The sequence below is a fragment of the Oceanimonas baumannii genome (assembly GCF_002245495.1).
Lineage (GTDB): Bacteria > Pseudomonadota > Gammaproteobacteria > Enterobacterales > Aeromonadaceae > Oceanimonas > Oceanimonas baumannii.
This window is the reverse complement of sequence record NZ_NQJF01000003.1, coordinates 223,346-249,362: the sequence shown is the minus strand read 5'-3', so window position 1 is coordinate 249,362 and position 26,017 is coordinate 223,346. Positions and strand designations below refer to the sequence as shown.

Below are 26,017 nucleotides of genomic sequence, written 5' to 3'. Positions count from 1 at the left end.
ATGACAATTAAAAAAATCACTGTTTATGGTATTCGTCTGCCTCTCAAGCAGCCATTCAAAATTGCTTACGATACCTATGAGGATATTGAAAGTATTCTGGTGAAGGTGGAATCAGCCTCAGGAAAGGTTGGCTGGGGAGAAGCCGTTGTTGACCAGCACGTGTCGGGTGAAACCTGGCAGTCGGCCCGGCAGATCATTACCAGAGAGCTGGCTCCTCTGCTTATCGGGAAACCGGTAGACAGCATCGGCTATTTCCATCGTGTTGCTGAAACCCGGATACGCCATAACCCTTCCGCCAAGGCCGCGCTGGATATTGCCCTGCATGACTTGCTGGCCAGGCAGTGTCACGTACCGCTCTACAGCTTACTGGGTGGCCGTCACCATACCCGTATTGAGCTGCCTTGTGTGATCAGTATGCTGGATCCGGAAGAAATGGCGCGTCAGGCGCAGGATGCCTGCAAGCGAGGTTATAGCTCAATCAAGATAAAACTGGGTGATGCTCCGGAACTGGATATTGAACGTATTGCGAAAGTTCGCGAGGCGATGAAGCCGGATGTGAAACTGAGGGTGGATGCAAATCAGGGATGGAGTGCCAAACAGGCATTACAGGTGATCCGGCAGGCGGCTCCTTATCGGGTTGACTGGTTTGAGCAGCCGGTTTCCATTGAAAACCTGGAGGCACTGGCGCGGATCACCGGCTCAACCGACGCATTGATTATGGCCGATGAACCCATTCATGGCGTGCGCGATATGCTCGAGGTGATCAGGCTGAATGCGGCGGATCTGGTGAATATCAAGCTGATGAAATCCGGAGGCCTGCATGCGGCCCGTACCATGGCCGAGCTTGGCCTGGCCGCAGATATTCCTTGTCAGATTGGATCTATGGTGGAGTCGAGCGTGGCCACTCTGGCGGGAGCTCACCTGGCCATGGCGCATTGCAATATTGTGGCCAATGACATGGTTGGCCCGGCGATGATTTCAGATGATGTTGCCGTTATGCCAGGTAACGAAACACACATTGAGCTATCTGATAACCCGGGGCTGGGAGTCGAGGTGGACGATGCCAAGGTTCAGTCGCTCAGCGTGTTTGAAGACCGTATTGACTGATTGATGCCATAAGCACGGTAACGTGGGCTGGTTGTCTGACCTGCCCGCGTTTATCGTTTATATGGCTTTTCAATCAGCTCAAACGATGCCAGTGACTTCTTACCCCCAGAAAGTAACTGAGGCCAACTGCCAGGCAGATCAGTGAACTGACCAGCATAAATACCGGTCTTTCCGTGACCTGTTGTAACAGCGGGAAGTGACCGGCTATCAGCAGGAATAACACACCGTATACGGCGCGAAACAGGTAAACACCGGTAATGACGCAAAGCACCGGGCGTTGCCAGGGCAAACGGGCAATTAACCCCGCTCCCGAGAAAGCATACATGGCGGCAGCGGCCAGGAGTGAACTGATCATCAGGGTGAGTAAGGCCGGATACCAGCTGTTCTGCTCGGCCATTTTTGCCATTTCTTCTCCCGCGCCGAAAAAACGATACCAGTCCGGGCCACCGGCAATAACAGCCAGATGTAACAGGGCAGCGAGCAGACTGGCCATGCCCCCTGCGTTTAACAATACCTTGCTTTTCATCGGCATGACGTTCAGCTCTGCTCCCCGTGTCTTAAACGGACCCGGACTCTTTTTTCTGTCCGGGTTTCAGGCAGAGATGCAGAAAAGGCTTCACCCCATCCCGCCAGCCCAGAACCAGGAACAGTAATGCCAGCCCCCCCGGGACCAGCACTAGCTTTAAAACGGGCCCGAGAATGTAGCTGTAAAAGAACAGAAATGGCAGAAACAGCACGTAGCCTAGTACACGAATACAGAGAGATTTCATCATTCTCACTTTGTTAATTGAGCGTGCTCATTAATATATTTTGAGCGCGCTCAGTTTTCAACTAGAATCGTGTGCTTCGGTGAAGGCAAGGCGACAGGAAAGATGGACAAAAAACAGAAAACCCGCGCGCAGATCCTGGCTGCAGCCTGGCAGCTCTTTGCCGGCCAGGGCTATGCGCAAACCAGCACCCGGCAGATTGCCGTTGCTGCGAAGGTAGCGACAGGCACCGTGTTTGCTCATTTCCCCACCAAGCTGGATTTATTAAAAGCTGGCTTGCAGAGCAAACTGGATGAAACCCTGGCTTATGCAAGTGAAACCGATACGCAGCACAACCCCAAAGACAGGCTGCAGCACTATGCGGCACACCTTTACCATTTTTATCTTGAGCAAGGGGAATTCAGCCGGGAGCTGTTCAGGGAGCTTATCTGGCAATGGCATGATCTGGAGGCCGAGCTGGAAGCCTTTAAACGTACCCTGTTTTCCCGCTGCCGCTACCACCGGGCTGCGGCCGACCTGTTGATGGACTGCTACTTTATGACATTACTGAACGGCCTGCAGGGCCGGCAAAACCGGGATATTATGCTGAAAAATCTGCGTGATAAGCTGGCCCTGCTGGATGATGGGTTGTTCCTGAGCGAGGGAGAAGAGTGTTGCTGAGCGTGGGTAGTTGAATGCCGGGAAGTGGTTTGGTCAGAGTAACAGCCGGCTTGCGACAGTGAATCCAGATATAGCAATCATACTGTAGTCCCCCCACCGCAGATGAAGCGGGCCCAGCTGTCGCCATTAAGCCTAACCAGCACCGACCTGGGCTAATCTTGTTTTTGGATCCGCTCCAGGGCAGCATGCACCACCGAATCCATCCGCGCCAAGTCTGCGACTCTATGATGTCCGCCATTCGCGCAGTGCAGCTCAGTCAGACTCCCGTCCAGAACGCGGTGGATTCGCTGGATATCTAGTACTTCATCGCCCAACTCCAGATAGGCAATGCGTAACACGCCATCGTTACCGCTGGTCACCTCCAGTTCCGGATAATCAGCACGAAATGAAGGATAGAGCTGGGGATTAACCAGCACGCATGGCAAGCCATGCTGCTGCGACTTTAACAACGCCCAGTAGCCTCCCAGGCTGTGTCCCACCAACAAAATAGGATTGTGCTGAGCAATCAGCTCGTCGTAATGCCAGCTGATTTCCTCCATGTTTCTGCAACGGTAATCCACAGTTTCACAATATTTGTGGGGGTAACTGATGGCGGGGAACTTGGTGGTCTGGTTATCAGAATCCAAGCCATGAAAAAAAAGGATCATGGTAATTTCCAGATTAAAACCTATAAACACAGTATGGTGCACCCAAACGACATTAAGCGTCGCCTGGCTCTGTAACAAAGCATGTCGGCAAAAAGCACCCTGTGCCAAGCTCATTCAGAAGCCTTGCTCTTGCAGCATTGCTGCCATCTTTTCTCTGTAAACAGATGAAAATTTACACGCTGCGCACTGTTGAGCGTACCTTACCACAGGTCCAGTTCGTGAATAGTAATATGCTGCCCATTCTGCAGAATGATGGGAAAAGCGGTGCTCAGGTCTATCCCAAGGGCGTCGGCATCGCACTGGGGACAAATAGAGTAAGCGCCTTCAGTGTGTGCGGTTACCTGATGCGATAACGTCCTGATATTTGGCTTAAGCTGTTTTTTGATTTCTTTCAGTGTGCTTTCAGTAATAAAAACGACGGCTGTATGGCAATGCTTGCATTCAATGTTCATGGTTACTCCCTTGATAAACTTACAGTTGTTACAGACGTAAGATCTTATGTGTGAATAAAAACCAATCAATGCTTTAAATGTAACATTCTCTTTCAAAGGCCGTCGAATCAAGAACAGCAAGCTGACTTTGATCTAACGCTCGTAATGGACGAGACACCGTCCGACCCCGCCGGTGTCTTTTTGTTAGCGGGCATTTTCCAGCCCGGTGCGGTACGAGGATGCCTGCCAGCCGATGGTGCAGCCGTTTATCCTGAGTGGTTCCGGAAATTTCCCGTTCCTGACCCATGCCCAAAGCGTCCGGCGATCTCTGCCGATAAGCCCGCACATCTCCTTGATGCCAATCAGATGTTCCTGTTCTTTCCGCATGATGACTCCTGCTGTGTTACTGATGATGAAGTCAGGCTAACAGGAGGCTAGGAATGCAGAAGTCGGCTAAATGCGGCGTTTTCTCAATAAGACCGGTGAGGGGGTAGTGAGTGTGAGGCGGGGGAATAGTATCCGGTAATGTAACTTTGAATGAGGCTGTTGTGTGTTGAAGGCGTACCGCAGATGATTTTTCTGATGGGGTGGGGGAGCCGATAAGCACCCTGCTTACTTAACCCATCACTGCAGCCAATAAAAAAGGGTTAGCGGCTTTAACCTGCTAACCCTTGCTGTGTATGGTGGCCCCTCCCAGACTTGAACTGGGGACCTAACGATTATGAGTTACGGCCATAATAAATCACTGTTTGCCCTTGGTGCTCACTAATGCTATATGTTTCAGTGCTTTACAGCTCACTACTGCTCCCTCTAAGTGGCCCGAAACACTCCTGAAAAGCGGCACATAGGCGGCACAGCGCGAAAAAAAGCGGCACATAGGCGGCACAAAACGGCACCGAATGGCACAGGCGGCACACCATGAAAGCACAATTCGAGTTCACCAAGACGAGCATCAAGAATTTGCCCGCTCCCGAGAAGCGAACCCGATACGCAGATCCACAAACCAAGGGGCTGAGTATTGAGGTAATGCCCACCGGGGATAAGTTCTACCGGTTACGGCGCAAGGTGGATGGCAAGGACGTGACCGTTACCCTTGGGCGCTTTCCTGATTTGTCCCCCGCCATGGCGAGAGACAAGGCCGCCGCCGTCCGGACGGAGCTGGCTCAGGGGATGAACCCCAATCAAGCTCGCCGCCTTCACAGTCAGGCCAGCGTCACCCTGGTGGAAGCCCTTGAGGAATACATTGCCAGCCGGGGCGACCGTATCAAGGAGACCACCCGCAGCCAATACCGGGCCGTGCTGGGCAACTACTCCCAAGAGTGGATGCGCCAGCCCTTGCGCAACATCACCCGCGAACGGGTACAGCAACGGCACACTGCGATCAGTGAGGGGCGAGTGACTTGGACTAATTCCGAGGGCCGGCGTGTGGAAATGCGCAAGAGCAGCAAGGCCCAGGCGGATTTGTGGGGCCGGGCACTGAGAGCTGTGTACCGCTTTTCACATGACCACTATCGCGACGAAGAAGGGAAAACCCTGTTGCCGGATCCGCCAACCATGGTGCTATCCACCAAACGGCAATGGAATCACGTCCCCCGCAAGACCAGCCGGATCCGTAATCACGACTTGGGCCGCTGGCTGGCCGCAGTGGAACAGGTACGGGGCGAGGCCATAGCCAGCCGGGAGGACACCCGCGCCGCTATCTGTGACGGGCTGGACGTGGCCCTGTTTACCGGCTTACGCCGCTCTGAGGTGTTCGGGCTGACGTGGGACCGGGTAAACCTTGGGGGGCGGTACTTCTGGATAGAGGAAACCAAGAACGGCGACCCGCTGGAACTGCCGATCACCGACACCCTGTTAACCATTTTTCGCCGCCGCTGGAATGTGTGCGGCGTTACCAGCCCCTATGTGTTCCCAGGGCCGGACATTACCAAGCCTGCCCATGACCCCCGCAAGACAATTACCCGCATTGTGGCCGCCACTGTTCCCACCCCCAACCCGGACGGGCTCAAGCCGATTGCCTTTGCCTGCCATGACGCTCGGCGCACCTTTGGCAGCGTGGCCGAACTGGTAGGCGTGGGAACCTACATTCTCAAACGCCTGATGAACCACAAGAGCAAGCGCGACGATGTGACCGAGGGTTACTTGTCATTCAGTGCCGACGAGCTGAGGGAGCCCGCCGAGCGGATAGAGCGGGCCATGCTGGAACACGCCGGGCTGGCGCAGAAGCCGGACGCCGCCCTTGATAGCCAACTGGCCGCCCTGGTGGAGGGAATGCCCGAGAGGGACAAGCGCCGTCTGTTGTTCGAGCTGGCCGCCAAGCTACACGGCACCGACGACGACACCAGCGCCAGCAATGACTAACGAGGACGAGATGACCAAGCAAATCAATGAACTCGAGCCGTTGCCCGAGTCAATTAAGCGGATCAATGTGGCTGAGCAGTTACCCGAGTGGTTCAAGCTGGAAAGATATGAGGCTCTGCTATCCCTGAATGTGTTCGATTTCATCATGCAAATAGACTTTAGAGCGGAAGCGTATGACGAACGCTTTGTTGAAGATGATTTGAACAAAATAGCCGAAAAAATCATTGTGCCAGTCCATATGAAAGGACCGGGTGACTACTGGTACTCTGGACGCTGTGATATGGCAACGAGCGGAGCTGTAGCGTCATTGAATAATTTTGACCTGTGCGTACTTGATGCCGTTGCCAGGAAAAAAGGTATTTACGGTATGACTGACGGTCAAGATGTATCAGACCTCGATCGGTTTGATCGGGGTGTGCCAAATAAACAGCAAGCCTTTAAGGCCGCACGGCACCCCTTGCCTGGAAGGTTGCCTGTCATGCTAAAGCTCAATGAAAAGTCTGACGATGAAATATTGGCTGACTTGGCAGCATTGTTACCCTTGTGGCGAGCCGAAACCAAGACGCCAGAACCGGCACTAAATCCAGAAGAAGGTTTTTTTGAGCTTCCTACCCTACACGTTGGTCTTTCAGTATTGAAAAGGGCTGTTGAGTATAAGGCTATCCCCATGATTGACTTGATGTTATGGGAGCTAGTTGAAAATGTTCGAATCACAGACGAGCTAATGGCGGAGGTTTTGTTTCCTGATCACTCCAGAGGCGGCCAGCACATAGCGCAAACGCTAAGGCCTTTCGCAAAAGATCTGGTTAGTGGGGGATGTATGGTGACGAGAACTCGCAAAGCCCTAGAGAAAAACCGGCACATTTATGGCTGGGTCGTAAGTGATTTTATGGAGTGGCGTAAGTAAGAGCTTGCGTTATTTTTCGAAAATTGGTTTTTTCGAACTTCGATAGAGTCCCTACTTTGCCCCCGAGATAATGCCCCTATATTCACTGAGTCACAGGGGCTTTATATGCAAACCGCTATCCATCACCCACATACCAACAACCAGCGTCTGGCCGCCGAGCTGGACGCCAACCCCCGCTTTACCCGCAAAGAGGCCGCCGCTTATCTGGGTCTGGCTGATAAGACCCTGGCGAACTGGGCCAGCACCGGGCGCTATGGGCTCAAGTATCACCGCTGTGGCAAGAAGGCGATCTACATGAAAGCCGACCTCGACGCTTGGCTTGCCGAGCAAAGCGGCACTCAGGCCGCATAAGGGGAGGGGCCAGCATGACCGCACACCACGAAAGCAAAAAGGGGCCGAACCCGGCACAGGTTCAAGCCCCCCAATCAGCGCAGCACAATAGCACCGCCGTCGAGTGTAGCACCGCCGCCACCCACCAGCCAACCAAGACCGCCACCAAAACTGAGCGGGCTTATATGCTGTTTCTGTCCTGCCCTGGTGGTGTGACTGAGGGTGACATTCTGAGGCAGTGCCGGCTTTCATCAGGCCGTAACTACGCCACCAAGATCGAGCGGGCCTTGTCGATTCGCCTTCACCGGGAGCAAGAGGGCAACCCGGACGGGATAGGCGCACATTTCCGGTACCGTATCACCAGTCGGGCCGATGCCGAGCGCGTGGCCGGCCTGGTGGATCAGATGCGCCAGCGCCGCAACGCGCCACCCCTGAGCCTGCAGGAGCGTGGTGCCCTGATTGCCCGTTATCCCGAACAAGCCGTCACTGCCGCCGCCTGACCCGGAGCCTTAACAATGAAAACTCAGCCTTTTGGCTCGATGCCCCGTGCCTGCAATTCTTTTCTGAGCACGCGCTTTATCCATGCTGCCAGCGTTGGATCGCCGTCTGCTTTGGCTTGTTCTTCAAGCTGTGCCCTGAAATCTTCTGTCAGGCGCATTTGGTACTGTGGAGAGCGTTTCTCTATCGGTGTTGACATGGTAATTACCCTTAAACATAATAAGTTACATGGTAATTACCATTGTAATTACAAATCAGGCCGAAAAACAACAAGGCCCGGAAGTGCTGGAACACTAACCGGGCCTCTGACCAGCACCGTTATAGGAGTAACGACGATGGCTAACACCAAGTTTACCTTTGTCCTGGCGCAGGGCAAGCAGCGCATAGCAGCAATGCGCCGCATCCGCTTTATCACCGTACTGGCTGGCACCGAACAAGAGGCCCGCTCGATTGCTAGCGCTCCTGACCTGGTATTCGTGAGCCGCTGCCCGGCGTATGAGGTGGCAGCGTGAGAGAGCCGATGACTACCAAAGCGCCGAGCCATGAGGCCGCAGCCACTGGCCCCTGTGCGATCGATGTGACCGATCTGAAAATCCAGATTCAAGAAGCCCGTCAGGATATAGCCCACGATGCGATGGCTATTGAGGTGATCGGGGATTTACTGGCTCAGCATGATGACGATTGCGGCCTGAGCGACGACCACAAGCGTAGCATAGGCTGGACTATTAGCCGGCTGGGACAGTCGATTATGGCCGCTCACAATGAGATAGGTAGGTTAGAAGACAGCCTGTTACTGGCCCAGCGTCGGCTGGAGATGGCCGCATGACCGCCGTTGCCATTACTCGCCCCCTGGCTAGAGCCAGCGCAGCCGAGCCCTTGGTGTTTTTCATTCACGCTACCGACCCGGCAGGCCGTGACATTATGCCCGGTCCATTCGCTGCCTACGATGCCAATCAGGACCAAGCTACCACCGAGGCCCGCACCGCCCTGGCCGGCACCGGCTACCAGCCCCGCGCCATTCTGTTTAACGTGGCCGTGCCCGTGGACGAACTGCCGGGCGAGCTGATCCCCTGGAATGAGGGCGAGGGCTTGCGCCTGTTCGGTATCGAGCAGGAGGGCCGGCCATGACGCCATTCGCCGAGTATTGCCAACGGCACGGGCTGAACCCGGCCACCACAGAAGCGCGGGATCAGTACCGCGCATACCAGCGCCAGCTTGAGCTGTTCCGCAGTGCTGCCGGGCTGGGCACCAACGACGAGCCCCCGGCCCATTCGTTCCCCTATGCCCTTGGGGAGGTGACGGTTTGCCGAGTGGATGACAACCGCTTTACCGTGCGGGATCAACGGCTGGGCCTGTTCGCTGTATGTGAACGGGAACACGTCACCGTAGAACGCTGGCCCGCTTCCCATGAGCTTGGGCAACCTGCTGGCGCTCACTTCGTACTGTCCGCCCCTGGTGGCTTGCGCGTAGTGTTGTGCGAGTTGATCCCGGATGATGCGCCCCGGCTGGCGTGGTTCGTGGGCGTAGAACTGGTGGAGGGGGCCGAATGAACAAGCAGACACCCGCCGCCGCCTTTGAAATCGAGCTGACCGTGTTTGCCCGGTTTCCGCTCAAGCTGGGGCCTTTTCATACCCGCGCCAGCCAAGACGAGCTTACCGTCGAGCTGGTGGCCCTGTTTGAAAGCCTGCCCTGCCGGCTGGATGGGCTGGACTACCACGATCACAACGAAGTGCCGGAAGCTGAAAAGCTGCCGCCCTGGCAAGGCCGGCTCACCCTGCTGGCCCATGGCCTGAGGCTCAAGCCCAGGGGCGAGCCCTTCACCGTGGAGGACGTGCCCCTGTTGCGCTCCCTGCTGGCCTTTCGCTTCTGCGACTACCAGCAAGGGAAATGGCATAGCAGCAAGAGCGCAGTGTTCACCGTGGAGCCGGGGCCGCTGGCCTGGCTGATGCAAGAACACCTTGATAGCCCGCACCTGATGCGCAAAGGCGGGGAGCAGGGCAGCCGGGCCGTGCTGGCGCAGTACAAGGCCATGATCGGCGGCAGCGGGTTAACCCCTATGGGCTTTGAAACCTTGTGCATGATGCTTGAAGGGTTTGCCGAGCTGGTGGCCGAGCAGGGCCAAGCCAGCAACGAGAAGGCCGCTTTTATTAAGCACTGAAGGGGGATGCGTGGCCGAATTGACTCGGGACGGAGTACCCAAGAAAAAACACAGAAACAAACCGCCAACGGGATCAGACTACTGGAACGGATCAAAGGGAGGTTTTGCCGGAATCCCCAGGCGGGTAATGGATGGTCCTGACTTTATGAGCCTGAACGGTGCGTCCTTAAAGCTGCTGATGGAGCTGGCTTACCAGACCAGCGGCAACAACAACGGCGATCTAAACGTTGCCTGGTCAGTGCTGAGTAAGCGGGGGTTCAAGAGCAAAGACACAATAGAACGGGCTGCAAAGGAGCTGCTGGCCCGTGGTCTGATAGTGAAAACCCGTAGAGGGGCCAGCGGCATTGACGGCAAGCGCCAGCCCACCCTTTACGGATTAACCTGGCTGCCCATCAATGCTGTTAATGATGATGGGGGGCGTTACAAGTTCGACGTGGAGCCTACCAGAGGGGGACCCATAAGAACCAATTTCACGGAAAGCCATGACGGCCAAGAGCTAACCACCCCAACCAAGCACAACCTGACTGCCGCCTGACCCCCGCAAGGGGGTCTTTTGTACCTGAAATGCGCTTATTTCGATTTTACCCGCCCCGAAAATCGGGTCAGGTATAGCCCTATTTCGACCCGAAAATCGGGTCAGGCTATGGGCTGTTATGTGGGTTTTCGCCCCGAAAATCGGGTCGAAAGTGGGGTAAATTTCGATTTTGCCCGCCCCGAAAATCGGGTCACTTTATATATAAGCCATACAGGGTCTGAATTCTCGCACTTCCAGCCCGACACAGAGATAATTAGAGGCTTGCATCATGGCGGCGTCATTTGCTCCTGCCGAGAGCTTCAACAACCTGCACGGAAAGTACGCCCCTATCGACTGGGGCAGCAACCAAGACAGTACAGCGGGCGCTGAGCGCGTGGGATAGTGAGTAGGTGAAATGATGATCAGGCGGATAAAAGGGGCTGGACATGATGCGTCCCTTTATATGTTTATATTCCAGTTTTAAGGAGGTTGTAGGGCCCGAATACACGGGCGGTCACGGCGTCGAGCCGAAATGCCGGGGAATCCGGTGCCACCCAGCGGCCGCAGCGCCAGCCGAGCAGCTCTGAACCAACCGGCGGTGCAAGCTAGCCAAATGCGCACAGGTTCGCACCAAAGGTACGCACTACGTCGCGAACCAAAACGCGAACCTCAGCGCATTCCCGGCCTGTTGATGCTGACAAATGATGACATTCAAAACAGCCGGCTCACCTTTGCGGAATCAGGGAAGGATTGCCACCGGTACCACATTACCCGACACATTAAGGGCCTGTAACGGCGGGGTGCTGGCAGGCATGCCGACATTTCGTCCGACAGATTGCCCACCACCTTAGCCACCGCGGCAACCATTGCCCTGGTTCGAGGGAGCAAGCGGTTAGGGTACTGGGCGCAATAATGCGCTGAGCAAAATAGTTTGCTGAGTACACCAGCCCTAGCGCGGCTCCCTGACCCGTTACCCTGACGAAATAGGTGGTCAGGCAGCTGGCTTCCCCTTGAGCGCGCCACTGATAAGTGAATATTCCGCACTTAATCCACCACTGGTGGACGCGGACGGCAAAGGCGAACATTACCGGAAAAGCGGGTATGTAACTCCAGTTGTAACACGATGATCTCCCGGCTCAGTAGGGGTTAACTAGCTCAACCCGAGCGCATAGGCAAGGCAAACACCAACGACCCTACAGATCGCACAGCATGACGTTTCATAACGATTTTCGCCCAGTTTTCTGATAGTGCGAACTAACCAGTACCGGGAGCGATTGAAAAAAGTTGAAACCCAAAGCCGGGAATCCGGCTTTGGTAATCGGACCGACATTGGAGAACCACACACTACACGGGCCGCCATTTGCTGACGCGGGGTAATGGCAGGGCTGCGTGAACGGCGCGTGACTACTGCGCATTGTTGGCGCTGAGGCTGCGCATTGGCAGACAACCACCCGGTACCTATTAATCGAGCCAGGCATACAGCTGGTCAGACGCGCCAGCACGGCCCTTTCTGGGCATTGGCGACGAGGGCGAGCGGGCCATTGCACGCATTATCAAAAAGGCGCTCTCAAACGCGCTGGACGCGCGTTGAGGGGCTTACTGGTATGCTGTCTTGGGTCGAAAGGATTTAAACGCGCCACGGCGTTTTTAAACGGGGTTTATGGCACAGAAGGGAGGCGTTTGAGTTTACCTGTTCAGTTTAACTGGGTAGGATTCTGCCTTTGTTCCTCGGTCGGATCCTATTTCTATGTCCAATGGAAGTACCCTGGTAATTAAAAGCGAAGAGCAGGCCTTTGAATTGCTGGAGCAATTAACGGCAGAAGGGCTGGATTTGCAGGCACAGGATATCACTTTTGAAGGGTGGCCGGTGCTCACTCTTCGCCTGCAGGGGGAAGGCTTTGATTCTACAATCACGCCGCCCCTGATGCGGGCGTTCCTTGCGTTACAGGCAAACATTTACCGCAGTTATGCCATTGCCAAGTATAATTCGCCCAAGATATCGGCCATATCAACAAACGAGAAGAAGGATCTTGAAATTGCGATCCGTGTTGAGCAGGGTAGCTCGATTTTTAATGTTGATTTGCAGGCGGTTTTGGAAAAGTTCAGTTCGGAGTTGGTGGGCAAAATGGATCCGAAAACGTTGCTGACAATGGTGCTGGGGGTGGCCGTGGTTTGGGGTGGAGCCTCCAGCTACAAGCATTACCTGGACCATCGTGTAAAAATTCGGCAGGAAGAAGCCAAAAGCGAAGAGCAACAGGCGTTGGTTGAGCATCTGAAGTTTTCTTCTGAGCAGGAAACCGAGCGCATGAAGATCATGGCCAATGTGCTTCAGGATAATGCCAGGCTGCAGTCCATTGCCAACATTGCTGAAGATGCCCGCACCGAGCTGGTCAAGCGCAGTGCCGTGGCCCAGGACGTGACCATTCAGGGAATACACGTCACCGGTGAAGAGGCGGGCGAGCTGGTTAAAAACGCCCGCAATAAGTCGGAAGAAGTGCGGCTGGATGGTGACTATCGTATTTTGAACGTTGACTCATCCAACCCGGACGAATTCAAGGTGAAGGTAAAAAGCCTGGATTCGGGAGACGTGTTTATCGCCAAGGTGCAAGACAATACGCTGGAGCGCCGCTATCTGGAGGCCCTTCAGAACGGTGAGTGGGCGCGTCACCCGGTACGCCTTCGCATCAACGCCAGGCAACTTAACGGTGATATCAAATCTGCGCTGGTTATTCGGGCCGATCTGTCCGACATAGAAGAACAATAACAGTCAAAAAAGCATGTTTAGGGAGCATTTATAAGCAGGATACTGGTACTGATTTTTTCACTGTTTGCCTGTCTGGCCCAGGCCGGAGAAGCGGACAAATTCTTCTTTATGCCGGCGGCACAGGCTCAGTCCGATATCTGGGTTGGGGTGATGCTCTATGTTGGTCGTGAAAACGCTGACAAGATCTTGGCCGGACGTATCAGCGGTTTTGAACAGAACAAAGTAGTAGGTGGTCGCATCTGTGACGCGTTTGGTTTAAGCGGTTCGTGGCGTTGCCTGGATGAATTCACTCAGCTGGACAAATGGTATGTGAAGGTTGACGAGCCCGTGCTCAATGGTCAGCCACTGCCTGAGCCGAAAGACATCGGCGAAGATGAAAACGCCTGGCTCTGATGTGCCATCTGTTGTTTGCCTGAAGAAAGCCACCCGCCCGGGTGGCTTTTTCTTTGCGCCCCAATAAACCCGCCTGATTCCCCCTGCCGCCGATACTGGCGGCATGAACATCGTATCCGTTTTCTCACCCCCTGCGCCCCTGGCCGTGCTGACCGACGGGCGGCCCGAGCGCCTGGCTATTCTTACCGCCGAGCTGGCCGACAGCCAGGACGGCTGGCACCAGTTGCTGCCGGCCGGGCGTTTCAAGGCCCGCGACGGCCGGCCCTTTGATGTGCCCGGCGGCCACTGGCTGCTCGACGGCGACATTGCCGCCGGGCGGATTGCCCGCGCCCAGGCACTGGGCCAGGACCTGCTGATCGACTACGAGCACCAGGCCCTGCATGCCGCCAAGAACGGCAAGCCGGCCCCGGCGGCGGGCTGGTTTGGCGGCGGCGACATTGAATGGCGAAAGGGCGAGTGGCTGTTTATTCGGCCGCGCTGGACCCAACGGGCCCAGGGCTTTATCGCCGCGGGGGAATATGTCGATGGTGTTTCCCTACAACGACACCAGCCGGCCGCTGGAGCTGCGCATGGCCGCCATTATCAATATCCGAGCCTAGTGTAATCGGTAAAGGACAACCGGCGCAGATGTGCGGGCGTTAGCCATGACCATATGGTGACACCTTGCCAACCGCCGAAAACTCGGCCGTTCACCACATTAGCCAAACCAGCTAACCATTAGCTGAAACGGCAACCTTTACCCTGGTGCGCTTGTGGTGCGCTCACCTTTCCCCGAAACAGGGAAACATTACCCGAAACCGGGAACCTTTGGCCGGGAGCTGGCCAGCCCCGGGGGTGGGTAAATCGCTGGAGCCTCATAGGCCGGACACCGCGCCCTCAAGTGTTTTTTTATGCGCGAGAAATAAGGGAATTTTTTCCGGCGATCGGCGAGCTGGCGCAGTGCTGCCCGGCACCCGGTCGCATTCCCGGCAGTTAGCGATCAACGGGGAGGTTGTGCGCGGTTGAGTCTGCCCGGTTGCTGGTGATCACCTGCCCCGTTCGCCTGGTGGCCCGGCTGAGTGGTTACGATATCCACCCGGGTTAACCTTGAGCGTATGAGCATGACCGGCAAGGCATGACGAGGCGACACCCACGGTCGCCACCGCTGGCCACCGGCAGACCCGCCGCCCCGAAACAAAAAGGTACTCCCGAGGGGGCACTCTGTTACGGGTACGCAGAGGCGCGGATTTCCGCCATTTACGAAAATTTACAGGGCGTGGTTGTTGTTGTTCTTTGGCCGCAAGGTGTGGGCGCTGGGCCGGTCGCGGGGATGGACGAGCCCGGCAGGGACAGAGCCGCGCAGCCCATAAGGGGCAAGGCTTTCAACGTGGGCGGGCTGGCCGCTGGGCTGGTCACTGAGGTGGACGCAGTGCCCCTGGCTGGCGCTGGCAAACAACAACCCCGGTACCCGCGAACGGCTGGCACCTGGTGCGGCAGCAACCGTAACCGATCAACACCGTCGGCACCCTCAAAGGCGCAACCCGTGAGGGTTTACCCCCTGTGCTGCTGCCGACCCAAGAGCCCCGAAAATCAGCCAAGATCCGCGCGTCTGCGCCCCCGCGGACTGACGAACCGCGCCAGCAAGGACCCGCGAAATGTACAGCCGGGCAGGCTCACCCAAACGGTCCAGCACCTATCACAGCTGTTTTTCTGACTTGTTGTGGATAATTCAGGCTATCGCACCGACATGAGAGGCATCAAAGAACAGACCGCCAAGTTTAAAGCTGAACGGGATAACGTTGAAAAGGACATTGGCGGTAGTCAGGCAGCCCCCATTAACTGATACGGTGCGAGTATTCAGAAGGCCAACGGCGGGTTACTATCATCTTAAAAAAGATGAGGTAGATATGCCTGACTGGATAATATCGTTGTTAAGTGCCGCTTTTGGGGCTGCTTTAGGGTACTCGCTATCTTGGCGGTTGGAGCAAAGGAGAGTTTCAAAAGCTAAAGACTATCTGTATCTAGATGTCTCAGATTTAACCCACAATGTGAAAGATTTATTGCTCAGCTATTCAAGTATTTACAGATGTACAGAGGTTAAAAACATCCGGTTGAAAATGGATTTCCATGATTGGGCTTTTAACTCTTTAGTTCAATACTGTGCTGGATACATGGAGCCAGAGGAAAGAAGGATGATGAAAAGAATTCCAACACTAGTAAAAGCCCTTCACGAACGCCTTGATGTGATAGGAGAGCTCTTCATCAACAATCCTCCTGACGTTTACTTTGCGGCCAAGCACCATCAAAAGATTATATTTATTATTCATGCTTGTGCGGAGCTTTATTACATCCTCTATGTGTTAAATGTTCATAAAGAAAAGTTCTGTTTCCCATCTGAATATGATGAGAAATTATTTGTCAGGAAGGGGCTAGAGTGGTCGAACCTTCCTCTCGAGAAAATTCAAGATATCATGCGGTAAAGATATTAAACCAATCCGGTCCAGCGCCGGGCACGGCTACCAGGGCAAAGCGCCAGCCGCCAAGCTGATCCCCAAAGGCTGCCGGATAGGTGCGCTTTCTTGTTAGAAACGACAAAGGGTTTTGTCAGAAACGACAAACGGCCCGGCGACTTAGCGGAGACGCGACCGGGCCAGCCAGTGGCCAGACTCCCCAGGGGCTGCCGCTCTGTGGCCAGGCAAGACCCTAGCACGGCAACCGCCACACCACCCGCCACCCTGGCGACGTCTTGCGGGGCAGAGCTGGCGCGGGTTTGCTGGTGGTCGCGATGCGTTACCCGCTACACCACCCGCCACGGTAGCCGCCAGACCCGGTAACACCAACGGGCGCAACATAGCGCCGGTCAAAGCCGGTTTTCCGGCCTTGAGGTATTTACCCAGGAGCGAGCGCCAGCAATGAGGGGACGCCGAATAGGGCGCGGATTTACAGAGTAGGTAGGGCGAGGGCTTGCGGTAGAGGCTGCCACTTTAGGCGCGGGTTTGGGCGTTACCAATTTGCGGTGATCCGCAAATTGGTTGATTGGTTGGGGGATAGGTGGTGCTGGCGCTGGCCATGATGGAGCGTTTCGCCCTGGTGAATCGGGCTGTTTTGTTTCCTTGGCTATCCCGCTGCAAAGCGGCACATAGGCGGCACAGAAAAAAAGGGTTAGCGGCTCTTAACCTGCTAACCCTTGCTATATGGTGGCCCCTCCCAGACTTGAACTGGGGACCTAACGATTATGAGTCGTGTGCTCTAACCAACTGAGCTAAGGGGCCAAAAGTGGGCTGATTATAGGGGAACGGGTGGGGGCCTGTCCAGCCGGGGTGGTGGCTTAGCCGATTGATTTTTAAGCGGTTGGAGCCAGGGGGATGCTGCGGGGTGCCTTGTGCTGAATGGACTTTGTGAATCTCGGTCCGCAGATGAGTTATTTGCAGAGCAGAAAATAAAAAAGGGCGCTCAGGCGCCCTTTGTATTTAACGGTGGCAGTGCTTATTCGTCGAGGAAGCTGCGCAGCACTTCAGAACGGCTGGGGTGGCGCAGTTTACGCAGTGCCTTGGCTTCAATCTGGCGAATACGCTCACGGGTAACGTCGAACTGCTTGCCCACTTCCTCAAGGGTGTGGTCGGTGTTCATATCGATACCAAAGCGCATGCGCAGTACCTTGGCTTCACGGGCGGTAAGGCCGGCCAGCACGTCGTGGGTGGCGTTACGCAGGCTCTCGCTGGTGGCGGAATCCGCCGGCAGCGAGAGCGTGGTGTCCTCGATAAAATCGCCCAGATGCGAATCTTCGTCGTCACCGATGGGGGTTTCCATCGAGATCGGCTCTTTGGCAATTTTCAGCACCTTGCGGATCTTGTCTTCCGGCATGGCCATGCGGTGTGCCAGCTCTTCCGGGGTGGGTTCGCGGCCCATTTCCTGCAGCATCTGGCGGGAAATCCGGTTCAGCTTGTTAATGGTCTCAATCATGTGTACCGGAATACGGATAGTCCGGGCCTGATCCGCAATGGAGCGGGTAATGGCCTGACGGATCCACCAGGTAGCGTAGGTCGAGAACTTGTAACCGCGGCGATATTCGAACTTGTCGACCGCCTTCATCAGGCCGATGTTGCCTTCCTGGATCAGGTCAAGGAACTGCAGACCACGGTTGGTGTACTTCTTGGCAATGGAGATAACCAGACGCAGGTTGGCTTCCACCATTTCTTTCTTGGCGCGGCGGGCCTTGGCCTCACCAATGCTCATGCGGCGGTTGATGTCCTTGATCTGAGAAATGGTCAGACCGGTTTCATCTTCCACCACCTTGAGCTTGCTGATCGCGCGCTGTACGTCTTCCGCTACTTCCTGCAGGCGGGAAGACCAGGTTTTGCCTGCGGCCAGCTGAGCTTCGAACCAAGCCTGCTCACTTTCATGATGGGCAAACGCCTGCACGAAGGTCTTTTTGGGCATTTTGCACTGCTCAACGCAGAGCTTCATGATGATACGTTCCTGCACCCGGACCCGTTCCATCATGTCGCGCATGGCGTTAACCAGACGATCGAACTGCTTTGGCACCAGACGGAACTGACGGAACAGATCGGCCAGGGCAGCGATTTGCTCGGCCGCTTCTTTGGAAGTGCGGCCCTTGGCTTCAATGGTGCTTCTTACCAGCTCATACTGCTCGCGCAGCAGGCCGAATTTTTCCCGGGCCACTTCCGGATCCGGACCAGTGTCGGCTTCAGATTCGTCGTCGTCTCCGTCCCCGTCTTCATCTTCATCCTCGTCATCTTCGTCGTCGAGGTCTTTGTCGCTCAGCTCCGAGCCAATGTGTGTGGCGGTGGGGGCGGCGTTTTCGGCCTCATCGAGGTCGAGAAAGCCGGAAATAATATCGCTCAGCTTGATATCGCCGGCTTCAAAGCGGTCGAACTGATCCAGCAGCGAGGTGATGGTCTCGGGATACTCGGAGACCGAGCTCTGTACCTGGTTGATGCCGTCTTCTATGCGTTTGGCGATGTCGATTTCGCCTTCGCGGGTAAGCAGCTCCACGGTACCCATTTCACGCATGTACATGCGCACCGGGTCGGTGGTACGGCCAATTTCAGATTCAACAGACGCCAGAGCCTGAGCGGCGGCCTCGGCGGCGTCTTCGTCGGTGTTGGTTTCCGACATCATAAGATCATCGGCATCAGGGGCGTTTTCCACCACCTGAATGCCCATGTCGTTGATCATCTGGATGATGTCTTCGATCTGATCGGAGTCGACAATATCCTGAGGAAGATGATCATTTACCTCAGCGTAAGTCAGGTAGCCCTGTTCTTTACCTTTGGCAACGAGAAGCTTAAGCTGTGACTGCGGGGTTTGCTCCATAGAACTCGTCCGGTTAGATGTTGCAAGAGAGGGTGTGGTTACCGGGGCGCTTAATTTCTGGCGCGCAAGTAGCCGATTATAACAAAATTTGACCAATCTGGCTAACTGGTCCGTGCTTGCCAACACCTCGCCCTTGAGCGGAGCGTGCTGCAGCCTGCATTGGTTATTTCATTTACCCGTACACCGGGCCTTTATTACAATCTTGGGGCGCATTGCCCGTTTTTCAATTATAAGACCGTGCCGCCTTTGCTTTCTGTCAGCAGCAGCAGTAATTCCTGTTTTTCTGATGGCGTCAGCCCTTCGCGCGTGCTGCTTTTTTGCTGCAGCAACTCAATGCGTCTGGCCAGATACTCGTTGATCAGTACAACGAAAATGTCCTGCAATTCCTGCTCAATGTTGTCACCGGCAAAGGCATCTTCCGCCATGGCCAGCCGTGACAGAGCCGGTTCAGAGGCATGTCCCCGCCAGTGCTCCAGCAACTGGGCGGTACTCATCCGGGGGTGCTCGCGCACCATGGCCAGCAGGGCCAGCAGCAGCTCCATACCCGGAAGCGAAAGCTCTTCCAGCGCCGGCATTTCCGGCAGTCGGGCTGCGGCAGCCGGATATTGTAGCACAAGGGCAATGGCCCGTCGAAGTGGCGTGAGCTTTAGTTTTTGCGGCCGTTTGGCGGCCGGCTTGTCCTGACTTTCTGCGGGCTTCAGGCGCTGAAACAGCTCTTTAACCCGGCGTTCGTTTTCACCCCAGTTAAGCTGGCGTGACAGCCGGGTTACCAGCCCTTCCCGGGTAAAGCCTTCGGGCACCCGCATAATGGCCTCGGCGGCCTTGTGGGCCAGCTCGTGCTGACCGGCATCCCCTTCCATGCTGTCCTGTGCCAGACGTTCAAACAAAAAGTCGCCAAAGTCCTGGGCATTATCCAGCAGCTGCTCAAAGACCGGCTTGCCCTGCGTGCGCACCAGGCTGTCGGGATCTTCACCGTCGGGTAAAAACACAAAGCGCAGGCTGCGGCCGTCCTGCATCAGTGGCAGGGCGTTTTCCAGTGCCCGCCAGGCGGCTTCACGGCCGGCACGATCGCCGTCGTAGCAGCAGATCACTTCCCGGGTGGTACGATACAGCAACTGCAGCTGATCGCTGGTGGTGGAGGTGCCAAGGCTGGCCACGGCATAGTCGATGCCGTACTGGGCCAGGGCCACCACATCCATGTAGCCTTCCACCACCAGTACCCGCTCCGGATTGCGGTGGGTCTGGCGCACTTCATAAAGGCCATAGAGCTCCCGCCCTTTGTGAAACACGGGAGTTTCCGGCGAGTTGAGGTATTTGGGGGTACCGTCACCCAGTACCCGGCCACCAAAACCGATGGTACGGCCGCGTCTGTCCCGGATAGGAAACATGATGCGATCACGAAAACGGTCATAAACCCGGCCGTTATCATTTTGCAGCAGCATGCCACCATCGATCAGCTGGCGTTCGGTGTCGCGGTTTTTGGCGTAGCGGCATTTTACGCTGTCCCACTGATCCGGCACATAACCAATCCCGAACTGTTTGACCACTTCGCCGCTCAGCCCCCGGCCCTTGAGGTAATCAATGGCTGCCGGTGCATTACGCAGCTGTTGCTGGTAGAAACGGTTAATGTCGTTAAGCAGGCCGTACAGATCCTGGCGCTCGGCCCGGGCTGCCGCTTGTTGCTGAGGCGAGCTGGTGCCGGTGTTTTCCCGGGGAACGGTGAGACCGTGCATCGCGGCCATTTCATCGATGGCGTCGAGAAACTCCAGACCGTCATATTCCATCAAAAAACCAAGGGCTGTGCCGTGGGCACCACAACCGAAGCAGTGATAGAACTGTTTATCCGGGCTTACCGTAAAGGACGGGCTTTTTTCGTTATGAAAAGGGCAGCAGGCCTGATAGTTCTTGCCGGCTTTCTTGAGCCTTACCCGCTGGTCGATAAGATCGACAATGTCGGTACGGGCGAGGAGGTCGTCAATAAATTGTTGGGGGATTCTGCCAGCCATGATTCACCGTTAAAGCAAAAAACAAAGCCGTGCATTCTCGCGAAGCACGGCCCGTTGGCAGTTCAGCGGCGATTATTCAGGCCAATCTGGCTTTGATAATGGCGCTGACTTTGCCCATGTCTGCACGGCCCTGGATTTGCGGCTTGAGTACCGCCATCACCTTGCCCATATCCTGCATGCCGTTAGCGCCGGTGTCGGCGATGGCCTGCGTGAGCAAAGCATCCAGCTCGTCTTCGGTCAGGGGTTGCGGCAGGAATTCCTGCAGCACCGCAATTTCCTGGCGTTCGCCGTCGGCCAGCTCCTGGCGACCGGCCTGCTCGAACTGGTTAGCGGCATCTTTACGCTGCTTCACCATTTTGGTGATCACAACAATAATGCCGTCGTCGTCCAGGGTTTCGCGGCTGTCGATCTCTTTTTGCTTGATCTCGGCCATCAGCATGCGCAGAGTACCAAGGCGAGCCTTGTCTTTGGCGCGCATGGCATTTTTCTGCTGTTCTGACAGCTGGTCTTTCAAAGACATGAGATCAACAACGCTTAGTACAGACGAGTGCGGCGTGCGTTTTCGCGAGCCAGTTTCTTGGCGTGACGCTTAACAGCGGCAGCCTTGGCGCGCTTACGCTCGGTAGTCGGCTTCTCGTAGTGCTCGCGACGACGCACTTCGGACAGAATACCGGCTTTTTCGCAGGAACGCTTGAAACGACGCAGAGCTACGTCGAAGGGCTCGTTTTCACGTACTTTAATTACTGGCATGTGCCTTTCACCTCGGTTAACTGGCCTGCTTAGCAGCCAGTCTGACAATAAAATGGTGCGAAATTCTACTATTAACCGGGTCCGGCTGTAAAGTCCGGTCACCCTTTGCTGGTTAAAAAAGCCCGATCAGGGTAACATGGCTGTCTATTTTTCGACAGTGTTATTCATTTGCTCATGCGTGTACTAGGCATCGAAACGTCCTGCGATGAAACCGGCATCGCCATCTATGACGACCAGCTCGGCATTCTCTCTCATCAGCTTTACAGTCAGGTGAAACTTCACGCCGATTACGGTGGTGTGGTGCCTGAACTTGCCAGCCGGGATCATGTGCGCAAAACCATTCCGTTGATTGAGGCTGCGCTGAAAGAAGCCAATTGCAGCCAGGATGATATTGATGGCGTGGCCTACACCGCCGGCCCGGGCCTGATGGGCGCATTGCTGGTGGGGGCCACCATTGGCCGCAGCCTGGCCTTTGCCTGGGGCAAGCCGGCAGTGGCGGTGCATCATATGGAAGGGCATCTGCTGGCACCCATGCTGGAAGAACGCATGCCGGCCTTTCCTTTTGTGGCGCTGCTGGTGTCGGGAGGCCATACCCTGCTGGTACGGGTGGACGGCATCGGCCGCTACGAGATCCTTGGTGAGTCCATTGACGACGCTGCCGGTGAAGCCTTTGACAAAACCGCCAAACTGATGGGGCTCGATTACCCCGGCGGCCCGCGCCTGGCCAGGCTGGCAGAAAATGGCGTGCCCGGGCGTTTCAGGTTCCCCCGGCCGATGACCGACCGGCCCGGGCTGGATTTCAGTTTTTCGGGACTGAAAACGGCAACCGCCACCACCATTGCTGCCGAAGGCAATGATGAGCAAACCCGCGCCGATATTGCCCATGCCTTTCAGCAGGCGGTAGTCGATACCCTGGCCATCAAATGCAAGCGGGCGTTACAGCAGACCGGACTTAACCGGCTGGTGGTCGCCGGCGGTGTCAGTGCCAATGTGTCCTTGCGCGAGCAGCTGGAAACCATGATGACGGCACTGCAGGGAGAGGTGTTTTACCCGCGCAATGAATACTGCACCGATAACGGCGCCATGATCGCCTTTGCCGGTCTGCAACGGCTGAAGGCCAACCAGACCGAGCCGTTGCTGGTGCGTGCCAGGCCGCGCTGGCCGCTGGATGAACTGCCGGCGGTGGACTGAGCCGGAGCAGTAAGGGCTTATTCTTCCCGGTTGCGCCGGCTGCGGTCGATAATGGGCTGTTCTTCGTGATGATAAAGCCGGCTGATATTGCGGTGGTGGCGTATCACAATCAGGCACGACAGCAGGGCCACCGCCAGGGTGTATTCCGGTTTGATGAAGTAGGCAAACAGGGGAGCAAACAGGGCGGTGATCAGCGATGCCAGCGATGAATAACCAAACAGGCCGAGGCTGACCAGCCAGGTAATCAGTAACAGCCCGGCCATGTCCATGCCCAGCGGCAGCAGGGCACCTAAAGCGGTGGCAACACCTTTACCGCCACGAAAGTGAAAGAATAACGGAAACATGTGGCCAAGGCAGGCCGCCATGGCAATAAACGCCAGATAGAGCGGACTGATATCAAGAAACCAGCCTAAATATACCGGCAGGGTGCCCTTAAGAATATCCAGCAGTAATACCCATACCGCTGCGCTGCGATTGCCGGTGCGCAGCACATTGGTGGCACCGGGGTTACCGGAGCCATGCGTGCGGGGGTCCGGCAGGCGGTAAAGACGGGAAATAAGTACGGCGCTGGACACCGAGCCGCCCAGATAAGCCACAATGATCATGAACAACGTAAGGGCGGTCATGTGCGGTTTATACCCCGGGTTCAATCCGTTATGATGGCGCCTGGAAAGGCCTGCGGGCCTGTTCGCCAAAGACAGCTACAGCTTAACAGAAGACGAAGACAATGGATAAAGTGTTTGTGCAAGGCCTTGAAGTACTCACCACCATAGGCGTTTATGAGTGGGAGAAAGGTATTCGCCAGAAAATCCGGTTTGATCTGGAAATGGGTTTTAATAACCAGCCCGCGGCGGCCGGTGACGATATTTCCCGTGCCCTCGATTATGCTGCGCTGTCACAGAAGGTGACGACCTACGCCGAGCAAAATCATGTGGAGCTGGTAGAAACCATGGCTGAGCATATTGCCCGCCTGATCCTGACCGAGTTTCCGGTATTGTCGGTAAAGGTGCGGCTCACCAAGCCCGCCGCCGTGCCCAACGCCCTCGGGGTGGGGGTGGAAATTGAGCGCTTTGCCAGCCGTAACCAGAACGTTTAATTCACCTTGTTTTCCGGGCTGGAGCCTTGTGTCAGCCACTGTTCCAGCTGCTCACGCCTTGCCATGCGAATGGCCTCTCCAATGGCCGGACCTTTCAGCCCCTGAGCCACAAAGGGCTGAGCGGTAACCTGCTTCAGCTCCCGGAGCCATTGCCATAACCGTTCCCGCTGTGGATAAGGATGATGCTGAAAGCCGGCTCTGCCCTGCAAGTCGGCCTGAGCACACAGCAGCAGTTCGGCAAAACGCGCGGGTTTTCTCCAGGCATCGGTGTGGTCCATCAGCTCCAGAATGGTGCCGGCCTGTTGTGGAGCAGGCTGTGCCAGCCGGTGCAGGCAAATGTGCCAGCGGCTCATCAGGATGGCCAGCTCTTTATAATCCGTGGGCACTTTCAGCCGGCCGCTCAGCGCCTGAATGGGCGCAATGCCCAGCTCACCGTGGTCGTGATGGCTGGGCCACTTTTCTGACGGGGTCAGGGCCTTGCCCAGATCGTGGCACAGGGCGGCAAAGCGGCAGGGCAGGGTAGCGCCCAGTTCGGTGGCCCGTTTGAGTGCCATCATGGTGTGCAGGCCGGTGTCTATTTCCGGGTGCCAGGCTTTCGGGCCGGGTACGCCAAACAGGGCATCTATTTCCGGAAACAGCACCGCCAAGGCGCCGCAGTCGCGCAGCACGTTAAAAAATACCTGGGGATTATCGCTGGCCAGTGCCTTTTCGGTTTCCTTCCAGACCCGCTCGGGAGTAAGGGTGGTTAACTCTCCACCGGCGGCCATGGTGGTCATCAGCGCCTGCGTTTCCGGTGCCAGAGTAAACCCCAGATGATGGAAGCGGGCAGCAAAACGTGCCACGCGCAGTACCCGCAGCGGATCTTCGCCAAACGCGTCGGACACATGGCGCAGGAGCCGGGCCTGGATATCGGCCACACCGCCATAGGGGTCAATCAGCTCGCCCTGTTCATTCTGGGCAATGGCGTTGATGGTGAGATCACGCCGGCGCAGATCTTCTTCCAGCGTGACCTCAGGGCTGAAGTCACAGATAAAGCCGGTATAACCGGAGCCGGCCTTGCGTTCGGTGCGGGCGAGAGCGTATTCGTGTTTATTGCGGGGGTGAAGAAACACCGGGAAGTCTTTACCTACCTGCTGATAGCCCTGTTGCAACAATTGCTCGGGCGTGGCCCCCACTACCACGTGGTCACGGTCGTAAACGGGAAGTTGCAGCAGCGCATCACGCACTGCACCGCCAACCAGATAAATGTTCAAAACGTGTTCTCACTCAAGGTTTGCTTGCCCGGCGCACTCGCTTCAGCAGGAATGGGCAGATGCGGCATAGACTCTGGGTGCCTGCTGGTAGGGCAAGTGTATCAAGTTGAGCCGGTAGTGCCGAGCCTGTTCTACTGCCAGGCGGGTAGGGGCGCTTAACGTGAGCAGAGTGGGGTTGTGGCTGCGTACCATTTTCTGTACCAGCTCAATGCTGCAACGGCTGGTCATCAGGATCATGCCTTCGGGCCGGACAGGCTGGTGGTGCTGCCAGCCCAGCAGCTTGTCGAGGGCATTGTGCCGTCCCACATCTTCACTGGCATGCCGGATCTGACCCTGGTGATCCACAAAAAAGGCGCCATGCAGGGCACCGCAGTTCCGGTTCAGCACTTGCCATTCCGGCAGCTGAGCCCGCAATCCGGTAAGCAGCTCAGTGTCCGGCAGCGCCGTGATGGGAAGCACGGGCAAATCGGGCAGGGCAGCCTGCAGCGACTCCAGCCCGCACAGCCCGCAACCACTGCGTCCGGCCAGGCTGCGCTTTTGCTGCAGCCAGGGCTGATGACAGCGGTTGGCCAGGGTAACGTGCGTAATAATGGCGTCCTGTTCGCGGCTGAACTCGAGATCGTGAATGTCTCTGTGATGCGCAATAATGCCCTCGGTCAGCAGAAAACCGGTTACAAAAGCTTCCAGCTGACAGGGACTGACCATCATCACTGCATGGTTTACGCCATTAAGAGTGATGGCGAGCGGCACTTCTGTCGCCAGGGTGTGCTCAGTGCCTGCCAGAGTGTGGATCACCTGGCTGGGAGGCAGGTCATCAAAGAGCGCATTGTCCATTGTCTGGTTCCGGGCCATAAGCAGCTTCACAGAG

General features: G+C 56.2%; 30 protein-coding genes and 1 tRNA gene. 18 read left to right on the top strand and 13 right to left on the bottom strand.

All coding sequences use genetic code 11. The features are described 5' to 3' along the window. Nucleotides 1-1,107, top strand: a complete 1,107-nt coding sequence (locus tag B6S09_RS05050) for a mandelate racemase/muconate lactonizing enzyme family protein (protein WP_094277407.1) — start codon at nt 1-3, stop codon at nt 1,105-1,107. 73 nt (nt 1,108-1,180) lie between these two features. Here B6S09_RS05050 and B6S09_RS05045 read toward each other — a convergent pair whose 3' ends face one another. Next, the gene (locus tag B6S09_RS05045; RefSeq protein ID WP_208321671.1) at nt 1,181-1,600 is read right to left on the bottom strand and encodes a hypothetical protein; all 420 of its coding nucleotides are present in this window, start codon (nt 1,598-1,600) and stop codon (nt 1,181-1,183) included. A 379-nt stretch (nt 1,601-1,979) separates the two neighbouring features. On the opposite strand from B6S09_RS05045, the gene B6S09_RS05035 reads away from it, so the two are divergent. Further along, nucleotides 1,980-2,534 (top strand): TetR/AcrR family transcriptional regulator, encoded by a 555-nt coding sequence (locus tag B6S09_RS05035; protein WP_094277406.1) that lies wholly within the window; start codon nt 1,980-1,982, stop codon nt 2,532-2,534. 152 nt (nt 2,535-2,686) lie between these two features. Here the strand turns inward: B6S09_RS05035 and B6S09_RS05030 are convergent, their stop codons facing one another. From B6S09_RS05030 to B6S09_RS05020, 3 genes are all read right to left on the bottom strand, one after another. Further along, complete coding sequence (locus B6S09_RS05030; protein WP_094277405.1) at nt 2,687-3,295, bottom strand: YqiA/YcfP family alpha/beta fold hydrolase; 609 nt, start codon at nt 3,293-3,295, stop codon at nt 2,687-2,689. Nucleotides 3,296-3,381: 86 nt separating this feature from the next. Further along, nucleotides 3,382-3,633, bottom strand: coding sequence for a hypothetical protein (locus B6S09_RS05025; RefSeq protein WP_094277404.1), 252 nt, complete (start codon nt 3,631-3,633; stop codon nt 3,382-3,384). Between the two features lie 183 nt (nt 3,634-3,816). Beyond that, nucleotides 3,817-3,999, bottom strand: coding sequence for a helix-turn-helix transcriptional regulator (locus B6S09_RS05020; protein ID WP_094277403.1), 183 nt, complete (start codon nt 3,997-3,999; stop codon nt 3,817-3,819). Nucleotides 4,000-4,530: 531 nt separating this feature from the next. Between B6S09_RS05020 and B6S09_RS05015 the strand changes: the two genes are divergently transcribed. From B6S09_RS05015 to B6S09_RS05000, 4 genes are all read left to right on the top strand, one after another. Beyond that, entirely contained in the window at nt 4,531-5,973 is a 1,443-nt protein-coding gene (locus tag B6S09_RS05015; RefSeq protein ID WP_094277402.1) for a tyrosine-type recombinase/integrase, read from the top strand. 10 nt (nt 5,974-5,983) lie between these two features. Further along, nucleotides 5,984-6,880: a DUF6387 family protein gene (locus B6S09_RS05010; RefSeq protein WP_134113953.1), complete on the top strand. Its 897-nt coding sequence runs from the start codon at nt 5,984-5,986 to the stop codon at nt 6,878-6,880. Between the two features lie 105 nt (nt 6,881-6,985). Next, nucleotides 6,986-7,231, top strand: coding sequence for a helix-turn-helix domain-containing protein (locus tag B6S09_RS05005; RefSeq protein WP_094277400.1), 246 nt, complete (start codon nt 6,986-6,988; stop codon nt 7,229-7,231). Nucleotides 7,232-7,245: 14 nt separating this feature from the next. After that, nucleotides 7,246-7,710: a hypothetical protein gene (locus B6S09_RS05000; protein ID WP_094277399.1), complete on the top strand. Its 465-nt coding sequence runs from the start codon at nt 7,246-7,248 to the stop codon at nt 7,708-7,710. A gap of 23 nt (nt 7,711-7,733) precedes the next feature. Here B6S09_RS05000 and B6S09_RS18425 read toward each other — a convergent pair whose 3' ends face one another. After that, the gene (locus B6S09_RS18425) at nt 7,734-7,907 is read right to left on the bottom strand and encodes a hypothetical protein (protein WP_166670263.1); all 174 of its coding nucleotides are present in this window, start codon (nt 7,905-7,907) and stop codon (nt 7,734-7,736) included. 136 nt (nt 7,908-8,043) lie between these two features. On the opposite strand from B6S09_RS18425, the gene B6S09_RS18420 reads away from it, so the two are divergent. The 10 genes from B6S09_RS18420 to B6S09_RS04955 all read left to right on the top strand — a co-directional run bounded on the left by B6S09_RS18420 (nt 8,044) and on the right by B6S09_RS04955 (nt 15,996). After that, nucleotides 8,044-8,220, top strand: a complete 177-nt coding sequence (locus B6S09_RS18420) for a hypothetical protein (protein ID WP_166670264.1) — start codon at nt 8,044-8,046, stop codon at nt 8,218-8,220. An 8-nt stretch (nt 8,221-8,228) separates the two neighbouring features. Further along, nucleotides 8,229-8,534 carry a hypothetical protein gene (locus tag B6S09_RS04995; protein WP_094277398.1) on the top strand — a complete coding sequence of 102 codons (306 nt, stop codon included), beginning with the start codon at nt 8,229-8,231 and terminating at the stop codon, nt 8,532-8,534. Beyond that, on the top strand, nt 8,531-8,836 hold the full coding sequence (locus tag B6S09_RS04990; RefSeq protein ID WP_094277397.1) for a hypothetical protein: 306 nt from the start codon (nt 8,531-8,533) through the stop codon (nt 8,834-8,836). Before B6S09_RS04995 ends, B6S09_RS04990 begins: the two co-directional genes overlap by 4 nt. Continuing rightward, nucleotides 8,833-9,258: a hypothetical protein gene (locus B6S09_RS04985; protein ID WP_094277396.1), complete on the top strand. Its 426-nt coding sequence runs from the start codon at nt 8,833-8,835 to the stop codon at nt 9,256-9,258. Before B6S09_RS04990 ends, B6S09_RS04985 begins: the two co-directional genes overlap by 4 nt. Further along, on the top strand, nt 9,255-9,866 hold the full coding sequence (locus B6S09_RS04980) for a hypothetical protein (protein ID WP_094277395.1): 612 nt from the start codon (nt 9,255-9,257) through the stop codon (nt 9,864-9,866). Before B6S09_RS04985 ends, B6S09_RS04980 begins: the two co-directional genes overlap by 4 nt. A gap of 127 nt (nt 9,867-9,993) precedes the next feature. Further along, the gene (locus B6S09_RS04975) at nt 9,994-10,401 is read left to right on the top strand and encodes a helix-turn-helix domain-containing protein (RefSeq protein ID WP_094277394.1); all 408 of its coding nucleotides are present in this window, start codon (nt 9,994-9,996) and stop codon (nt 10,399-10,401) included. Between the two features lie 1,726 nt (nt 10,402-12,127). After that, the gene (locus B6S09_RS04970; protein WP_094277393.1) at nt 12,128-13,144 is read left to right on the top strand and encodes a hypothetical protein; all 1,017 of its coding nucleotides are present in this window, start codon (nt 12,128-12,130) and stop codon (nt 13,142-13,144) included. Between the two features lie 108 nt (nt 13,145-13,252). Then, a complete protein-coding gene (locus B6S09_RS04965) occupies nt 13,253-13,537 on the top strand; it encodes a hypothetical protein (RefSeq protein ID WP_094277392.1) in 285 nt (94 codons plus the stop codon). Between the two features lie 103 nt (nt 13,538-13,640). After that, a complete protein-coding gene (locus B6S09_RS04960) occupies nt 13,641-14,141 on the top strand; it encodes a phage protease (RefSeq protein WP_243832777.1) in 501 nt (166 codons plus the stop codon). Between the two features lie 1,282 nt (nt 14,142-15,423). Continuing rightward, nucleotides 15,424-15,996, top strand: coding sequence for a hypothetical protein (locus tag B6S09_RS04955; RefSeq protein ID WP_094277391.1), 573 nt, complete (start codon nt 15,424-15,426; stop codon nt 15,994-15,996). A gap of 715 nt (nt 15,997-16,711) precedes the next feature. Here the strand turns inward: B6S09_RS04955 and B6S09_RS04950 are convergent. The 5 genes from B6S09_RS04950 to rpsU all read right to left on the bottom strand — a co-directional run bounded on the left by B6S09_RS04950 (nt 16,712) and on the right by rpsU (nt 21,609). Further along, nucleotides 16,712-16,788: transfer RNA gene (locus B6S09_RS04950), tRNA-Ile, on the bottom strand. Between the two features lie 214 nt (nt 16,789-17,002). After that, nucleotides 17,003-18,979 (bottom strand): RNA polymerase sigma factor RpoD, encoded by a 1,977-nt coding sequence (gene rpoD / locus B6S09_RS04945; protein ID WP_279586626.1) that lies wholly within the window; start codon nt 18,977-18,979, stop codon nt 17,003-17,005. A 101-nt stretch (nt 18,980-19,080) separates the two neighbouring features. Further along, nucleotides 19,081-20,859 (bottom strand): DNA primase, encoded by a 1,779-nt coding sequence (gene dnaG / locus B6S09_RS04940; RefSeq protein WP_094277389.1) that lies wholly within the window; start codon nt 20,857-20,859, stop codon nt 19,081-19,083. A gap of 76 nt (nt 20,860-20,935) precedes the next feature. After that, nucleotides 20,936-21,379, bottom strand: a complete 444-nt coding sequence (locus B6S09_RS04935; RefSeq protein ID WP_094277388.1) for a GatB/YqeY domain-containing protein — start codon at nt 21,377-21,379, stop codon at nt 20,936-20,938. A 14-nt stretch (nt 21,380-21,393) separates the two neighbouring features. Beyond that, nucleotides 21,394-21,609, bottom strand: a complete 216-nt coding sequence (gene rpsU / locus B6S09_RS04930; RefSeq protein WP_014293599.1) for a 30S ribosomal protein S21 — start codon at nt 21,607-21,609, stop codon at nt 21,394-21,396. A gap of 174 nt (nt 21,610-21,783) precedes the next feature. On the opposite strand from rpsU, the gene tsaD reads away from it, so the two are divergent. Continuing rightward, nucleotides 21,784-22,800, top strand: coding sequence for a tRNA (adenosine(37)-N6)-threonylcarbamoyltransferase complex transferase subunit TsaD (gene tsaD, locus B6S09_RS04925; RefSeq protein ID WP_094277387.1), 1,017 nt, complete (start codon nt 21,784-21,786; stop codon nt 22,798-22,800). Between the two features lie 17 nt (nt 22,801-22,817). Here tsaD and plsY read toward each other — a convergent pair whose 3' ends face one another. Beyond that, nucleotides 22,818-23,426, bottom strand: coding sequence for a glycerol-3-phosphate 1-O-acyltransferase PlsY (plsY, locus tag B6S09_RS04920; protein ID WP_094277386.1), 609 nt, complete (start codon nt 23,424-23,426; stop codon nt 22,818-22,820). A gap of 101 nt (nt 23,427-23,527) precedes the next feature. Here plsY and folB point away from each other — a divergent pair, with 101 nt between their 5' ends. Continuing rightward, entirely contained in the window at nt 23,528-23,896 is a 369-nt protein-coding gene (gene folB, locus B6S09_RS04915) for a dihydroneopterin aldolase (RefSeq protein ID WP_094277385.1), read from the top strand. Here folB and B6S09_RS04910 read toward each other — a convergent pair. Further along, nucleotides 23,893-25,149, bottom strand: a complete 1,257-nt coding sequence (locus B6S09_RS04910) for a multifunctional CCA addition/repair protein (RefSeq protein ID WP_094277384.1) — start codon at nt 25,147-25,149, stop codon at nt 23,893-23,895. The genes folB and B6S09_RS04910 overlap by 4 nt on opposite strands. Before the next feature lie 42 nt (nt 25,150-25,191). Next, on the bottom strand, nt 25,192-25,983 hold the full coding sequence (fdhD, locus tag B6S09_RS04905; RefSeq protein ID WP_094277383.1) for a formate dehydrogenase accessory sulfurtransferase FdhD: 792 nt from the start codon (nt 25,981-25,983) through the stop codon (nt 25,192-25,194). Nucleotides 25,984-26,017 lie beyond the last annotated feature (34 nt).

Coding starts and splice junctions, on each gene's coding strand:
- B6S09_RS05030 (WP_094277405.1), bottom strand. CDS start 3,295: ATGAGCTTGGCACAGGGTGCTTTTTGCCGACATGCTTTGTTACAGAGC.
- B6S09_RS05035 (WP_094277406.1), top strand. CDS start 1,980: ATGGACAAAAAACAGAAAACCCGCGCGCAGATCCTGGCTGCAGCCTGG.
- plsY (WP_094277386.1), bottom strand. CDS start 23,426: ATGACCGCCCTTACGTTGTTCATGATCATTGTGGCTTATCTGGGCGGC.
- B6S09_RS05050 (WP_094277407.1), top strand. CDS start 1: ATGACAATTAAAAAAATCACTGTTTATGGTATTCGTCTGCCTCTCAAG.
- B6S09_RS05045 (WP_208321671.1), bottom strand. CDS start 1,600: ATGGCCAGTCTGCTCGCTGCCCTGTTACATCTGGCTGTTATTGCCGGT.
- B6S09_RS18425 (WP_166670263.1), bottom strand. CDS start 7,907: ATGTCAACACCGATAGAGAAACGCTCTCCACAGTACCAAATGCGCCTG.
- B6S09_RS05020 (WP_094277403.1), bottom strand. CDS start 3,999: ATGCGGAAAGAACAGGAACATCTGATTGGCATCAAGGAGATGTGCGGG.
- B6S09_RS04965 (WP_094277392.1), top strand. CDS start 13,253: ATGCCGGCGGCACAGGCTCAGTCCGATATCTGGGTTGGGGTGATGCTC.
- B6S09_RS05025 (WP_094277404.1), bottom strand. CDS start 3,633: ATGAACATTGAATGCAAGCATTGCCATACAGCCGTCGTTTTTATTACT.
- B6S09_RS04990 (WP_094277397.1), top strand. CDS start 8,531: ATGACCGCCGTTGCCATTACTCGCCCCCTGGCTAGAGCCAGCGCAGCC.
- B6S09_RS04980 (WP_094277395.1), top strand. CDS start 9,255: ATGAACAAGCAGACACCCGCCGCCGCCTTTGAAATCGAGCTGACCGTG.
- B6S09_RS04985 (WP_094277396.1), top strand. CDS start 8,833: ATGACGCCATTCGCCGAGTATTGCCAACGGCACGGGCTGAACCCGGCC.
- fdhD (WP_094277383.1), bottom strand. CDS start 25,983: ATGGACAATGCGCTCTTTGATGACCTGCCTCCCAGCCAGGTGATCCAC.
- B6S09_RS04935 (WP_094277388.1), bottom strand. CDS start 21,379: ATGTCTTTGAAAGACCAGCTGTCAGAACAGCAGAAAAATGCCATGCGC.
- rpsU (WP_014293599.1), bottom strand. CDS start 21,609: ATGCCAGTAATTAAAGTACGTGAAAACGAGCCCTTCGACGTAGCTCTG.
- dnaG (WP_094277389.1), bottom strand. CDS start 20,859: ATGGCTGGCAGAATCCCCCAACAATTTATTGACGACCTCCTCGCCCGT.
- B6S09_RS04970 (WP_094277393.1), top strand. CDS start 12,128: ATGTCCAATGGAAGTACCCTGGTAATTAAAAGCGAAGAGCAGGCCTTT.
- B6S09_RS04975 (WP_094277394.1), top strand. CDS start 9,994: ATGGATGGTCCTGACTTTATGAGCCTGAACGGTGCGTCCTTAAAGCTG.
- B6S09_RS04995 (WP_094277398.1), top strand. CDS start 8,229: ATGACTACCAAAGCGCCGAGCCATGAGGCCGCAGCCACTGGCCCCTGT.
- B6S09_RS04955 (WP_094277391.1), top strand. CDS start 15,424: ATGCCTGACTGGATAATATCGTTGTTAAGTGCCGCTTTTGGGGCTGCT.
- B6S09_RS04960 (WP_243832777.1), top strand. CDS start 13,641: ATGAACATCGTATCCGTTTTCTCACCCCCTGCGCCCCTGGCCGTGCTG.
- B6S09_RS05010 (WP_134113953.1), top strand. CDS start 5,984: ATGACCAAGCAAATCAATGAACTCGAGCCGTTGCCCGAGTCAATTAAG.
- B6S09_RS18420 (WP_166670264.1), top strand. CDS start 8,044: ATGGCTAACACCAAGTTTACCTTTGTCCTGGCGCAGGGCAAGCAGCGC.
- folB (WP_094277385.1), top strand. CDS start 23,528: ATGGATAAAGTGTTTGTGCAAGGCCTTGAAGTACTCACCACCATAGGC.
- B6S09_RS05000 (WP_094277399.1), top strand. CDS start 7,246: ATGACCGCACACCACGAAAGCAAAAAGGGGCCGAACCCGGCACAGGTT.
- B6S09_RS05015 (WP_094277402.1), top strand. CDS start 4,531: ATGAAAGCACAATTCGAGTTCACCAAGACGAGCATCAAGAATTTGCCC.
- tsaD (WP_094277387.1), top strand. CDS start 21,784: ATGCGTGTACTAGGCATCGAAACGTCCTGCGATGAAACCGGCATCGCC.
- B6S09_RS05005 (WP_094277400.1), top strand. CDS start 6,986: ATGCAAACCGCTATCCATCACCCACATACCAACAACCAGCGTCTGGCC.